This window comes from Thalassospira profundimaris, assembly GCF_003326795.1.
GTDB classification, from domain to species: domain Bacteria; phylum Pseudomonadota; class Alphaproteobacteria; order Rhodospirillales; family Thalassospiraceae; genus Thalassospira; species Thalassospira profundimaris_C.
In genome coordinates this window covers 176009-188637 of the sequence record NZ_JPWI01000009.1, presented here as the reverse complement: position 1 = coordinate 188637, position 12629 = coordinate 176009, and the positions used below count along the sequence as shown (strand labels likewise).

General features: G+C 54.2%; 15 protein-coding genes. 10 read left to right on the top strand and 5 right to left on the bottom strand.

Annotated elements, in window-relative coordinates:
• Positions 1-151 precede the first annotated feature (151 nt).
• The 5 genes from rplQ (at position 152) to TH30_RS14720 (ending at position 5088) form a co-directional block, all read left to right on the top strand.
• Complete coding sequence (rplQ, locus tag TH30_RS14740; RefSeq protein WP_114098859.1) at positions 152-583, top strand: 50S ribosomal protein L17; 432 nt, start codon at positions 152-154, stop codon at positions 581-583.
• A gap of 267 nt (positions 584-850) precedes the next feature.
• Positions 851-2290, top strand: coding sequence for a DegQ family serine endoprotease (locus tag TH30_RS14735; protein WP_258548737.1), 1440 nt, complete (start codon positions 851-853; stop codon positions 2288-2290).
• Between the two features lie 27 nt (positions 2291-2317).
• A complete protein-coding gene (locus TH30_RS14730; RefSeq protein ID WP_114098857.1) occupies positions 2318-3628 on the top strand; it encodes a replication-associated recombination protein A in 1311 nt (436 codons plus the stop codon).
• A gap of 118 nt (positions 3629-3746) precedes the next feature.
• Positions 3747-4352 (top strand): FMN-dependent NADH-azoreductase, encoded by a 606-nt coding sequence (locus tag TH30_RS14725; protein ID WP_114098856.1) that lies wholly within the window; start codon positions 3747-3749, stop codon positions 4350-4352.
• A 247-nt stretch (positions 4353-4599) separates the two neighbouring features.
• Positions 4600-5088 (top strand): DUF1499 domain-containing protein, encoded by a 489-nt coding sequence (locus TH30_RS14720; RefSeq protein ID WP_181850311.1) that lies wholly within the window; start codon positions 4600-4602, stop codon positions 5086-5088.
• A 63-nt stretch (positions 5089-5151) separates the two neighbouring features.
• On the opposite strand, the gene TH30_RS14715 is transcribed toward TH30_RS14720, so the two are convergent.
• Entirely contained in the window at positions 5152-5703 is a 552-nt protein-coding gene (locus TH30_RS14715; protein ID WP_114098854.1) for a DUF4823 domain-containing protein, read from the bottom strand.
• A gap of 162 nt (positions 5704-5865) precedes the next feature.
• Here TH30_RS14715 and crcB point away from each other — a divergent pair, with 162 nt between their 5' ends.
• Entirely contained in the window at positions 5866-6258 is a 393-nt protein-coding gene (gene crcB / locus TH30_RS14710) for a fluoride efflux transporter CrcB (protein WP_114098853.1), read from the top strand.
• Entirely contained in the window at positions 6255-7355 is a 1101-nt protein-coding gene (locus TH30_RS14705) for an RluA family pseudouridine synthase (protein WP_114098852.1), read from the top strand. Before crcB ends, TH30_RS14705 begins: the two co-directional genes overlap by 4 nt.
• Positions 7356-7477: 122 nt before the next feature.
• On the opposite strand, the gene TH30_RS14700 is transcribed toward TH30_RS14705, so the two are convergent.
• Positions 7478-7738 carry a hypothetical protein gene (locus tag TH30_RS14700; RefSeq protein WP_114098851.1) on the bottom strand — a complete coding sequence of 87 codons (261 nt, stop codon included), beginning with the start codon at positions 7736-7738 and terminating at the stop codon, positions 7478-7480.
• Between the two features lie 202 nt (positions 7739-7940).
• On the opposite strand from TH30_RS14700, the gene TH30_RS14695 reads away from it, so the two are divergent.
• Positions 7941-8639 carry an HAD-IA family hydrolase gene (locus TH30_RS14695; protein ID WP_114098850.1) on the top strand — a complete coding sequence of 233 codons (699 nt, stop codon included), beginning with the start codon at positions 7941-7943 and terminating at the stop codon, positions 8637-8639.
• The gene (locus TH30_RS14690) at positions 8626-9102 is read left to right on the top strand and encodes an SRPBCC family protein (protein WP_114098849.1); all 477 of its coding nucleotides are present in this window, start codon (positions 8626-8628) and stop codon (positions 9100-9102) included. The genes TH30_RS14695 and TH30_RS14690 overlap by 14 nt, the downstream gene beginning before the upstream one ends.
• Before the next feature lie 71 nt (positions 9103-9173).
• Here the strand turns inward: TH30_RS14690 and TH30_RS14685 are convergent, their stop codons facing one another.
• Positions 9174-9788: an HAD family hydrolase gene (locus TH30_RS14685; RefSeq protein WP_114098848.1), complete on the bottom strand. Its 615-nt coding sequence runs from the start codon at positions 9786-9788 to the stop codon at positions 9174-9176.
• 261 nt (positions 9789-10049) lie between these two features.
• On the opposite strand from TH30_RS14685, the gene TH30_RS14680 reads away from it, so the two are divergent.
• On the top strand, positions 10050-10874 hold the full coding sequence (locus TH30_RS14680) for a dienelactone hydrolase family protein (RefSeq protein ID WP_114098847.1): 825 nt from the start codon (positions 10050-10052) through the stop codon (positions 10872-10874).
• A gap of 79 nt (positions 10875-10953) precedes the next feature.
• On the opposite strand, the gene TH30_RS14675 is transcribed toward TH30_RS14680, so the two are convergent.
• Entirely contained in the window at positions 10954-11724 is a 771-nt protein-coding gene (locus TH30_RS14675; RefSeq protein WP_114098846.1) for an ABC transporter permease, read from the bottom strand.
• Between the two features lie 17 nt (positions 11725-11741).
• Positions 11742-12536, bottom strand: a complete 795-nt coding sequence (locus tag TH30_RS14670; protein ID WP_220150327.1) for an ABC transporter ATP-binding protein — start codon at positions 12534-12536, stop codon at positions 11742-11744.
• Between the last annotated feature and the right edge of the window lie 93 nt (positions 12537-12629).

Below are 12629 nucleotides of genomic sequence, written 5' to 3'. Positions count from 1 at the left end.
TGTTGCTCCAAACCGGAAAGACCGAACTGTTTGGCATTTCCGGCGGGCTAGTTGCCCACACCGCACGTGCATGACCTGACTTTGCTCAGGGTGGCGGCGCGGTTTTACAATCGGTTTCGTGAGCGAAGCCAGGCTATTTAGGAGAGTTACCATGCGTCACGGTATGCAAGGCCGTAAGCTTAATCGTACTTCGTCCCATCGTAAGGCGATGTTTGCCAACATGGCAGTTTCGCTGCTCACCCACGAGCAGATCAAAACCACTCTTCCGAAGGCCAAGGATCTTCGCCCGTATGTCGAAAAACTGATTACGCTGGGCAAGCGGGGCGACCTGCATGCACGCCGTCAGGCTATTTCGATCCTGCGTGACGATAAAGTCGTTGCCAAGCTGTTCGGCGAAATCGCTGATCGCTACAAAGAGCGTGCTGGTGGTTACACCCGCGTTCTCAAGGCTGGCTTCCGTTACGGCGATGCGGCACCGGTGGCTGTGATCGAACTTGTTGATCGCAACGTCGATGCAAAAGGCGCGGCTGACCGCGCTCGCCTCGAAGCAGAGGGCGAAGGCGAAGAAGCAGCTGCTGAATAAGCATCGCTTCGGCCTTTAAGAAACAGAAACGGGCGATGCCATATGGTGTCGCCCGTTTTCTTTTATTCTGGTCCTTTTACCCTGACGTCACTTAAGGTGCCTGTCAGGAATTTTGTTCATATTTCCGCCAATGTTGCGCGGCAAATCTTGTTTTCCTAATTCATATGTCTGTGGATTGTTGGCAACACGATCCTTTATTCAGACACATCACATGGTTTGACAGCAGTGAGAGAGAACGACGTGCAGGTAAGATGGATTCCAGCCATTTTGACAATCGCAACGATTTCCATGGCCGCCCTTGTTGGCGTTGCGCCAGTCGGGGAAGCACAGGCCCAAACCCGGACAAATCATACTGACGATCGCCGACTGCCAACCAGTCAGGCCGAAGTCAAAATGTCTTTCTCGCCGCTGGTCAAACAGACCGCACCGGCTGTGGTCAATATCTATACCAAGAAGGTCGTCGCCGAGCGTCAGCGTACACCGTTCTTCAATGATCCGTTCTTCAAGCAATTCTTTGGGGAGCGGTTTGGAGGTGCATTTGGCGCGCCGCGCCAACGGGTGGAACGGTCTCTTGGCTCGGGTGTTATCGTTTCTGGCGACGGTACAGTTGTGACCAACCACCATGTGATTGATGGCGCAAGCGAGATCCGTGTGGTCCTGCATGACAACCGGGAATTTGATGCCGAGCTTGTCGGATCGGACGAACGTACCGATCTGGCCGTTCTCAAGTTGCGCGGTGTCGAAAGCGCCTTGCCCGCCATCTCGTTTGGCGATTCCGATGCAGTCGAGGTCGGTGATCTTGTTCTGGCCATCGGTAACCCGTTTGGCGTAGGGCAAACCGTCACGAGCGGGATTGTGTCGGCTCTGGCACGTGCCGGTGTTACCGGGCAGGATTATCAATCCTTCATCCAGACCGATGCGGCGATCAACCCGGGGAACTCGGGCGGGGCGCTGATTGATATTGATGGCAAGCTGATTGGTGTCAACTCGGCGATCTTTACAAAGTCGGGTGGATCGAACGGCATCGGCTTTGCTGTTCCGGTCAATATGGTCAAGGTCGTGATGCGCGGTCTGATCAGTGGCGATTTACGCCGTCCATGGGTCGGGGCAAGTGGTCAGGCGGTGACGGCTGATCTGGCGGCCTCGCTTGAACTTGATCGTCCGCATGGTGTTCTGATCAGTGCTATTCGCGACGGCAGCCCGGCCGACCGCGGGGGACTTCGCGCCGGCGATGTTGTCGTGGCGGTAAACGGCCTTCCGGTTGATAACCCCAATGAACTGAAATTCCGGATCGCGACCCTTGAACTGAACCACGATGCAGAACTTCTGGTTCTACGCCGTGGCAAGGAAACTGTACTGTCGATGCCGCTTGAAGTCGCACCGGAAAAACCGGCTCGCGATGAAAGCGTGATTGATGGCAATAACCCGTTTAGCGGCACCAAGGTTTCAAACATGAACCCGGCACTGGCTGACGAGCTCGGGGTTGATACCCTGACCGAAGGTGTGGTCATCCTTGGGGTCGCACGCGACAGTCTTGCGCGTCGCGCACGTCTTCAGGCCGGTGACTATATTGTTGAAATCAATGGTCAGAAGATTGACACGGTCGCGCGCCTGAAGGAAGTTGTCAAATCAGGCGAACGCAGCCGGGACTGGAAAATTGCGGTAAAACGTGATGGCAAGGTTTTGACAGGCGAGTTTACCCTGTAACGGCCACCCGTAACGAGAAGACCGTTTATGCCATCCCTGTTTGAAAGTCAGGTAACCCGGCCTTTGGCCGACAGACTTCGCCCCGCCAAACTCGACGAGGTGGTGGGGCAGGGGCATCTGTTTGGCGATGACGGTCCGATCACCCGGATGATTAAAACCGGGCGCGTGCCCTCGGTCATCCTTTGGGGGCCGCCCGGTTGTGGCAAGACCACATTGGCACGTCTGATGGCCGATGTGGCCGATATGGCTTTTGAACCGCTTTCGGCGATCTTTTCCGGGGTTGCTGATCTGCGCAAGGTGTTCGAACGCGCGCGTGGGCGCCGCGCCACCGGCGGGGCGACCTTGCTGTTCATCGATGAAATCCATCGTTTCAACAAGGCCCAGCAGGACAGCTTCCTGCCCTATGTCGAAGACGGGACGATTACGCTTATTGGTGCAACAACCGAAAACCCGTCCTTTGAGCTCAATGCCGCCCTTTTGTCGCGCTGTCAGGTGCTTGTTCTCAAGCGTCTGGATGATCAGGGACTTGAAGAACTTCTGGTTCGTGCGGAAAAGGAAATGGGCTTTGAGCTTCCGCTGACATCTGAAGCGCGTGAAACCCTGCGTGCGATGGCTGACGGCGACGGGCGTTATTTGCTCAATCTTGCCGAAGAACTGTTTTCGATGCCGCCCAGTGACGATGGCCCGCTTGGCGTTGCCGAGCTTGCGCGTACAGTGCAAAAGCGGATGCCGATCTATGACAAGGGTGATGACAGCCATTACAACCTGATCAGTGCGCTGCATAAATCCATTCGTGGCTCTGACCCGGATGCGGCCCTTTACTGGTTTAACCGCATGCTGGCCGGGGGAGAGGATCCCAAATTCGTTGCGCGCCGTCTGACCCGTATGGCGGTTGAGGATATTGGGCTGGCCGATCCGCAAGCCCAGCAATTCTGCATTGGTGCCTGGGAATCCTATGAGCGGCTTGGCAGCCCCGAGGGCGAGCTTGCCCTGGCCCAGGCTGTGATTTATCTTGCCCTGGCGCCCAAATCGAATGCCGGTTATTCGGCTTATAAGAAGTCGCTCAAAATCGCGCGTGAAACCGGCTCCCTGATGCCACCGGCCCACATCCTTAATGCGCCGACCAAGCTGATGAAAGATATCGGTTATGGTACCGGTTATGCCTATGACCATGATCAGGAAGATGGTTTTTCCGGTCAGAATTACTTCCCCGATGGCATGCGTCGGCAGAATTTCTATGAGCCGGTCGAGCGCGGATTTGAACGCGATCTGAAAAAGCGGGTCGAATATTTCGACCGTCTGCGTCAGGATCGGCAACAAAAGCGGCCTAAAGATTAACTGACGGTTGGTTAGTTATCATTTTGGAAACAATCTGGTGAACAGTCTTGGGATAAACAGGAACGGCAGAGAAGGGTAGTTTCAGGTCAACAAACGAACACCTCTCTGGAGACCTCAAATGACCAATATTCTGCATGTGAACGCATCTGTGAACGGTGAGAATTCCAACTCCCGTCACATCGCTTCCAAACTGATCGAGCGCATCGTTGCTGCCGATCCGTCCGCCAAAGTCGTTGAGCGTGATGCCAATGACAAAGCAATTTCCGCACTGACCGGCGAAACTGTTGGGGCCTTCTACACCCCGGAAGAATCCCGTACCGACGCACAGAAAGAAGTAATTGCTGTCTCGGACAAGATGGTTGCCGAACTTCAGGCGGCTGATGTCCTTGTCATTGGTGCGCCGATGTATAACTTCAGTGTTCCTTCGACCCTCAAAGCCTGGGTTGACCTGATTGCCCGTGTTGGTGTGACCTTCAAATACACCGAAAACGGCGCGGTTGGCCTGCTCGGCGGCAAAAAAGCCTATGTTGTTGTTGCGACTGGCGGCGTGCCGGTCAACAGCCCTGCGGATTTTGCGACCCCGTATTTGAAACAGGTGCTTGGTTTCGTCGGGATTTCGGAAGTTGAAGTCATTGACGCATCCGGCTTTGCGGTAAATGCCGAAGAAGCCATGCAGCGCGCCATCGCCAATGTCGAAGCAGTTGCATTGCCTTCTGTCGCCTGATCGAACAACCTTGACTGCGAATGCAGTGCGAATTTGCTGATCAACGAAACCAATTCCCCCCCCCCCGTTCGTTGATTGCTCTATTTCGCATCTCCCGGTGCCCGACTGTTCCCCAGTCGGGCATTTTGATTCCTGCCCAATTCGTATTATTGTAATCGCCGTGTCGGCGTGTGCCAGATGGGCTGGCTTGCGTGCAAACAGACAGGTGGTGCGATTGAGACGACTGGTAATGTTTGCAATATGGGGCTTGGTAGTACTCACAGGGATATTTGTGGTCGTTCGCTTTACCGGGTTGATCGACCATATGTTACCGGCAGGTGAGCCGCCCAAATTCACCTTCGCACCTGATACGCCGGTGCCGCAAACACGCAACTTCTTCGTGGCCTGCCCCGATGATCTGCTGCCCAAAACAGACCGGTCAATGCAAAGCCCGCATTTTAATGCGGCGGCATCGACACTGGCCGATGTCATGATCGAAACGGCTCCCGCACACGGCATGACAGCCAAAACCGGTGTCAGCGGTGCGGAGCCCGGACGCCTGTACTTCCTTGCACGCAGCCCGATTTTCCATTTTCCCGACTGGGTCGAGGTCGAGCTTGTCCTGCCCGAAAAGGGTGGTGATATTTCGTTTTGCCTGTTTGCCCAGTCGGTCTATGGCCTTGACGATATCCAGCAAAACGAAAAACGCACCCGGGCCTGGATTGCCGATGTGACCAAACTCATGCATGGAAAATGAAGCAGAAAAAGCCGCTTCGCATGGTCACGAAGCGGCTTGTCTGAAGGCATTGAGAAATCAGTTCTAGTTTTGCAAATCCATGGACTTGCCAAGCAATGACGACAAGAATTGCTTGGTCGGTACCGGAAGCAGATCAACCGGATGATCTCCGCCAAATGTTGCCCATTTGCTGCTTGCACTCAAAGTGCTGGTCGCAAGCATTTTTTGATCACTTACATTATAGGCTTGATAGTGAATGGTAATGCGATCTGGTCTACCCGACCATTCGGTTGCGCGATCTTCCCAGTGCAGAATTTGCGGATCAATCAGGAACTCCAGTTCCAAGTTAGCTGCATTTTGAAAGGCTTCATCCCGGGTTTCAATCGAGGTTGCTTTCACGACTTTACTGCTAAAGGGGATAAGCTGTTTGTAAACTTCGTTGGTTAGCATCGCGCCTGAACCGACATAGTTTGTCGACCCAAAAGTACCATCTGCCGGTTGCATCACATAAAAACTGCTACCCGGAGCAACTGTTTGCACCAATTGATGATTGTCAGTACGGTATTTGCTTGAGCAAGCGCCAAGTGCAAGCGACGCTGCTATGGAACATAGGATGCCAAGTCGACGAAGTTTCATGAGAGCCCTCAGACCGAGTTGATAAAGGGAAAAGTAATATACAGAGCTGGTCTGCGTTGCAATATGTTGAAATAGAATGAAATTCTGTGGATGCGATAATGCTTGTTGCCCATGACGTTTTCACGCGTGACTTTTGGTGTTTGAAAGAATAGGTTCCGCGCCATGCAATTTTCACCGTTGTTTATCGCTTCCATTGCCTTGGGTGGCGCCGTTGGTGCGATCGCACGTCACAGTGTTTCTGTGATGATGGGCTCGCTTCTGGGTAATGGATTTCCCTGGGGAACGCTTACGGTCAATATCGTCGGTTCGTTTCTGATGGGCGTGCTGATCGAACTTTCGGCCCTTAAACTTTCGATGGGGCCGGAAATGCGCGCACTGCTTGTGACCGGTTTTCTTGGGGCATTTACAACCTTTTCGACTTTTTCGCTGGATGTGGCGACCCTATATGAACGAAGCAATCTTGGCCTGTCGGCCCTGTATGTGATTGTTTCTGTCGTGGTTGGTATTTCCGCACTGTTTGGCGCGATGGCGCTGGTAAGGGGTATTCTGCAATGAGTGGTGTCACTCTGCGCAAGGTCAAAGCTGACGAAGCCGATTTGCGGCTTGATCGCTGGTTCAAGCGCAATTGCCCGGAATTTACATTCGGTCAGGTTCAAAAGTTTCTGCGTGGCGGTCAGATCCGGGTCGACGGCAAACGTGCCAAGGCCAATCAGCGCGTCGAGCCGGGACAGGAAATCCGTGTCCCGCCCGTACCGGTCATGTCCGGTGGCGGGGCTGAACCATGGGCGCAGGACGGGGCCTATAACCCCGCCGAAGTCCAGCAGCGCAAACAGGCCGGACCGTCCAAGTCCGATGCCAGCGAGGCAGATCTTCAGGCCCTGCGCGATTCCGTGATTTTCTATGACGAAGTGGTTCTCGCGATCAACAAGCCTGCCGGTCTTGCCGTGCAGGGCGGAACCAACACGTCGCTTCATGTTGACGGCATGCTTGATGCCCTGAAACTTGACAGCAAGGAACGTCCGAAGCTGGTTCACCGTCTTGATAAGGACACCAGCGGCGTTTTGCTGCTGGCGCGTTCGGCATCAGCGGCCCATGCCCTGACCAAGGCATTCAAGGACAAATCAACCCGCAAGCTGTATTGGGCGATTGTTGCTGGTGCACCGGCCGAACGCGAAGGTCTGATTGATGCGCCGCTTGCCAAACTCGCAGGCAAGGGCGGGGAAAAGATGGTCATCGACGAAAAGCTTGGTAAATCGGCACAAAGCGTGTTCCGTCAGCTTCATCGCGCCGGACGCAAGGCCGCCTGGCTTGCGCTGTCGCCGCTGACCGGGCGTACGCACCAGCTGCGCGTTCATTGCGAGGCCATTGAATGCCCGATCCTTGGGGATGGTAAATATGGCGGGGCCAAGGCCTTCCTTGATGGTTTGTCCAACCAGATGCATCTGCATGCACGTGCGATTGATTTCCCGCATCCTGTGACCGGGCATCGCGTGATCATCGAGGCACCAGTGCCGCCGCACTTTGCCGAGACCTTGAAGGCGCTCAACTTTGATCCGAAAACGCCGACCAAATTCCTGACGCCGGAAATTCACCGCGAAAAGGAAGAAAAACCGAAACCCAAGGCGAAACCGTCCCGGTCGCGCAAGAAATAACGCCTGTCTTTTGATCTGGCCTGAAACCGCGAAAAGCCGACGCAGTGCGTCGGCTTTTTCGTCCCTGTCAGAGGTCAAAACCAAAAGGCGTTGAATGACATTCGAGCTTTATCAGCGGTAAGTTAGTGTTTTCCGAAACGTTTGATGAAGGCATCATGCACCCGGTTCAGATATTGGGCATGAACCGTATTTCCCATGCGTTCACACATTTCGGCCTGACCCTTGATCATGCACGCAATACGTTTGCGACCATGTGCAGTGTGTACCATGCTTTCGCCTTCCTCCAAGGCCGATACAAGCGGGATATGCTCACACTCGGCAATCGCGAGTATTTCTTCCTCCTTCAGATCACTGAAATCGATGCAGTCACGTAGCGTGAGCACGGGTTGCCTCCGCCGTTACAAGGTCAGAAGATCATAATATCGCGTCTTTGAGGTGATCAAAAGAAGATCAAATTTTACCTGTGGTTTCCAATGCTTCGCGGGTGACTAAAAATGGTTCTGCATTGCGTTGGTCAGGGACTCGATCTTTGGTTCCGTTTGCATTAGGTTCTGGCTTTCTGAAATTCAGGATGAAAGACCACGCATGACCACCGACCCGCTCAGACTTGTTGTATTTGATTGTGACGGCACCCTTGTTGACAGCCAGCACGCGATTGCGCACTGCATGGATCATGCGTTTGCACAACATGGTCTGGATTGCCCGGGGCTTGAAAATACCCGTACGATCATCGGTCTGAGCCTGCCCGAAGCCATCACGAAGCTGGCTGCCCCCAATCGCATTGACAATGCCCTGATTGAAGCGGTGACTGCGGCTTATAAAACGGCTTTCTTTACCCTGCGCCAGACGCCTGATTTCTACGAGCCGCTTTTCCCCGGTGTGCGTGAACTTCTGGCCGAGCTTGATCGTCGTCAGTGGCTGAGCGGTGTCGCAACCGGCAAGGCGCGCCGAGGTCTTGACGCGGTACTTGCGCGCAATGAACTTGAAGGCCGGTTTGTGACTTTGCAGACCTGCGACAACCATCCGTCAAAACCCAATCCGGCGATGCTCATGGCAGCTCTTGATGAAACCGGTGTCGATGCGCCCAATGCTGTTATTGTCGGGGATACCAGCTATGATATCGAGATGGGCCGTGCTGCCGGAATGATTGCGATTGGCGTTGACTGGGGCTATCACGATGTCGAAACGCTTCACGCGTCCGGCGCACATGCCGTGATCAGCCATTTTGACGATCTGCCTGACATACTCGACAAGATCTGGGAAGACGATCGTGACGCCGCTTAAAAACCCGGAACTGGCCCCGATCAGCTTCGAGCTGGTGGTGGCGATTGACCCGCAAGACGCCTTTGATGTCTTTACCAAGGGCTTTGGCAGCTGGTGGCCAACCGACAGCCATTCGATTTCCAAAAAGGATTGTCTTGCGGTTGAGCTTGATCCCGTTGCGGGCGGCAAGATTATCGAGCGGGTAAAAGGCAAGAAAGACATCGTCTGGGGCCGGATTGAAAACTGGCAACCGGGTGAAGCCCTGTCCTTTACCTGGCATCCGGGATGGGATGTCGGGGACTTTACCCTGATTGATGTCAGGTTTGATCTGAATGATTTCGGGCGCTGTGTGATCCGCCTTGAACATAGGGCGTGGGAAAATGTCGGTGATATCGCTCCGGCCCTGCGTGAAGGATATCTGTCGGGCTGGGAATATGTCTTCGGGGAATGCTTTGGCAATTATCTGCGCAATGGTCGCCGATAATCCCGATATCTGACCGGATTAAAATAAAGGGCACCGTTCGGGTGCCCTTTGTCATTTGTGGCGGACAGTTGTTAAAACAGGCGATCTTCGATCATTTCGCGCTGCAATTTGACCGGATCGCGGAACCAGTGCGTCATGAAGCCCATTTCGCGTGCCTGCTGGATGTTCTTTTCGCTATCATCGATAAACAGTGTTTCGCGCGGATTGAGCTTGAAGCGCGCGCAGACAAGATCAAAAATCTGCGGATCTGGCTTGGCGAGTTTTTCCTGACCAGAAACCAGAATGCCTTCGAAGTGATTGAGGAACTCGAACCGTTCAAGCGCATGGGGCCAGGTTTCTGCCGACCAGTTGGTCAGGGCAAACAGACGGACCTTGTTTCTGGCCTTCAGGTCTTCGAGGATGCCGACTGTGCGTTCAATCGGGCCTTTCATCATTTCCGGCCAGCGATCATTCCATGCCGCGATCTGATCGTGGTAATGCGGATAGCGATGCTGCAAATCCGGGATGGAATTGGCAAAGCTGAGCGCACCCTTGTCATGCAAAAAATTCCAGTGCGGATGGCAGACTTCGGACAGGAACTTTTCCATTTCCGCAGGGTCGGTAAAAATCTTGCGATACAGATGGCGCGGATCCCAGTCGACAAGAACCCCACCAAGATCAAACAGGACGGTTTCGATATCGCGCATGATGTCTCCCTGCGGCAATGGCGTGTAACGGGATGGTTAAACCAGCTGTGAGGTGCAATCGCAAGCTGCAGTTTACCAAAGTTTGGCGTGCCGACATGATCTTGTGCAGTGATGCGACCGTATTAAAGGCACCGGGCAGAATAATCTGATGTTCGGGGTTATGGCGTGGCCAGGGCGATGACATGATTGTCATTTGCCAAGACCCTGCCTTTTCGCAAAAGATGGAAATTCCACAAAACAAGAATCAGAGGAGGCTTGAACATGTGTACCCTTGATGGATGTGGTTCCCACGAAGATCTTGGTCCGCCACCCAAGGCGACAGATGAGGACCGTCGACTGTTTCTGAAGGGCGCTATTGCGCTGCCGCTTGCTGTTATTCTTGCCGACCCGATGCTCGCCCATGCCGCCGGGTCGATGCTTGAAAAAGTAACGATCACGACCCCCGAAGGCGATCAGATGGCAGCCGAGATTGCCATGCCCGCAACATTGCCTGCCCCGACCGTGATCCTGATCCACGAATGGTGGGGGCTTAATGATCAGATCCGTGCCGTTGCTGCCGAATATGCCAAACAGGGCTATATTGCGCTTGCGGTTGATCTCTATGGCAAGCCGCCAGCAACCACGCCCGATGGTGCAAAGGCGCTGATGGCGGGGCTTGATCCGGTTGTCGCGACCCGCAAATTGCAGTCATCGGTCGAATTCCTGCGCAATCACAAGGATTCAACGGGCAAGGTTGGCTCTGTTGGCTGGTGCTTTGGGGGTGGCTGGTCGCTCAATACGGCGCTTGCCACCGATATTGATGCGGCTGTGATCTATTACGGCAATGTCAAAAAGACTCCGGAACAGGTCGCAACCCTCAATGCGCCGCTTCTGGGGCATTTCGGAACCCTTGATAAAAGCATCAACAAGGCAATGGTCGACGGGTTCGAACAGTCCCTTCGGATCGCGGGCAAGTCGGATTATCAGTTCTACTGGTACGAAGCCGACCATGCCTTTGCCAATCCAAGTGGTGCCCGCTATGACAGCGAAGATGCGATGCTGGCCTGGGAGCGCACCATGGCATTCTTTGGTGATCATCTGGCCTAGCCCAAAGCCACGACTTGCTATTGTATGACCAAAAAAGGCCGGGAAAATCCCGGCCTTTTTATTTGTCTGATGAATGCGATCAGATGTTCTGATTGCCGCGATTGGCCCATTTGGTCGAACGGCGCTCGATCACGTTGAATATCTCGTACATCGCAATCCCCATCACCGCGATCACCAGAAGACCGGCAAAGACCAGCGGCATGTTGAATTTCGATGACGCCGAAAGCATCAGATACCCGACCCCGACATTCGATGCCACGGTTTCAGAAATTACCGATCCGACAAAGGCCAGCGTGATCGCAACCTTAAGCGATGCAAAGAAATAGGGCATGGCACGCGGGAAGCCGACCTTGACCAGAATATCGCGACGGGTCGCGCCAAGCGAACGCAACACATCGCGCAATTCCGGCTCAAGGGTCGCCAGACCCGTAGCCACGTTGACCACAATCGGGAAGAACGAGATCAGAAATGCGGTGATGATCGCCGGCACTGTCCCGATGCCAAACCACATGACCAGAACCGGAACAAGGGCAACCTTCGGGACCGAGTTAAAGCCGACCAGAAGCGGGTTTGCCGCATCATATATCGCCCGGCTTGAGCCGACCAGCGCCCCAAGCACAACGCCAAACACAACCGCAATGGCAAAGCCGGCAAGCGTTGTGTAAAGCGTGTGAACCGCATGCATCCAGATCGCTTCGTGGAACTGCCAGCCGACAATGATGCTTTCGGACGGGGTTGGGAGGACATAGGGCGGAATGTTGAAGATACGGACAATCAGTTCCCACAGAACAAAAAGGCCAATTGCGCTAAGCCACGGGGCTGCTTTGGAAAGGTTGAGTTTCTTTTTCATGATATCTGCCCGCCCCCTCAGGATTCTCGCACGTCACGGATGTGACTGCGCAGTTCATGGACAAGGTCGGTGAATGGCTGGGTAAAGGTGGTTTCCTGATCGCGCGGGCGGGGCAGGGTGTTTTCACGTGCCACCAGAATTTTGCCCGGACGCTTGGACATCACATAAATGGTATCAGCCAGATAGGCTGCCTCGCGCAGATCATGTGTCACCAGAATGACGGTGAAGGGACGCACCATCCAGAGGTTCTGCAAGATGTCCCACAATTCTTCACGGGTGAAGGCATCAAGTGCCCCGAACGGCTCATCAAGCATCAAAAGATCAGGTTCATGGATCAGTGAGCGGCAAAGTGACGCACGTTGTTGCATTCCGCCCGACAGTTCCCACGGATATTTGTCTTCATGTCCCTGAAGGCCGACACTGGCCAGAAGTTTGCGCGCACGTTCTTCATATTCGGCGCGATGCTTGCGCAGGCGGTTACGATGCGGTTTAACGATTTCCATTGGCAACAGCACGTTATCGAGCGTGGTCCGCCAGGGCAAAAGGGTCGGGTTCTGGAAAGCCATGCCAACGATCTTGAGCGGGCCACTGACTTCCTTGTTGTCGACAATGACATTGCCCTCGGACGGGGGCATCAGGCCGGAAACAAGTTTAAGCAAGGAAGACTTGCCGCAGCCTGACGGGCCGACAACAGCAATAAATTCCCCCTTGTCAATTTTCATATTGGTGGTTTCAAGCGCCAGCTCGTCGCCTTCACTATAGCGCAGCCTGACATTGTTGAGTTCGACAAAGCTCTTCGACACTGCAGTCATTCCCCCTGCTTGTCTCGGTCGTTCTTATTATGGATTGGTGGTCATCAATAGAAAACCGGGGCGGATGATCGACCGCCCCGGAATATCATGTGA

Bases quoted from the DNA above. Each gene is read 5' to 3' on its own strand.
- rplQ (WP_114098859.1), top strand. From the start codon at position 152: ATGCGTCACGGTATGCAAGGCCGTAAGCTTAATCGTACTTCGTCCCAT.
- TH30_RS14730 (WP_114098857.1), top strand. From the start codon at position 2,318: ATGCCATCCCTGTTTGAAAGTCAGGTAACCCGGCCTTTGGCCGACAGA.
- TH30_RS14725 (WP_114098856.1), top strand. From the start codon at position 3,747: ATGACCAATATTCTGCATGTGAACGCATCTGTGAACGGTGAGAATTCC.
- TH30_RS14715 (WP_114098854.1), bottom strand. From the start codon at position 5,703: ATGAAACTTCGTCGACTTGGCATCCTATGTTCCATAGCAGCGTCGCTT.
- crcB (WP_114098853.1), top strand. From the start codon at position 5,866: ATGCAATTTTCACCGTTGTTTATCGCTTCCATTGCCTTGGGTGGCGCC.
- TH30_RS14705 (WP_114098852.1), top strand. From the start codon at position 6,255: ATGAGTGGTGTCACTCTGCGCAAGGTCAAAGCTGACGAAGCCGATTTG.
- TH30_RS14695 (WP_114098850.1), top strand. From the start codon at position 7,941: ATGACCACCGACCCGCTCAGACTTGTTGTATTTGATTGTGACGGCACC.
- TH30_RS14685 (WP_114098848.1), bottom strand. From the start codon at position 9,788: ATGCGCGATATCGAAACCGTCCTGTTTGATCTTGGTGGGGTTCTTGTC.
- TH30_RS14680 (WP_114098847.1), top strand. From the start codon at position 10,050: ATGTGTACCCTTGATGGATGTGGTTCCCACGAAGATCTTGGTCCGCCA.
- TH30_RS14675 (WP_114098846.1), bottom strand. From the start codon at position 11,724: ATGAAAAAGAAACTCAACCTTTCCAAAGCAGCCCCGTGGCTTAGCGCA.
- TH30_RS14670 (WP_220150327.1), bottom strand. From the start codon at position 12,536: ATGACTGCAGTGTCGAAGAGCTTTGTCGAACTCAACAATGTCAGGCTG.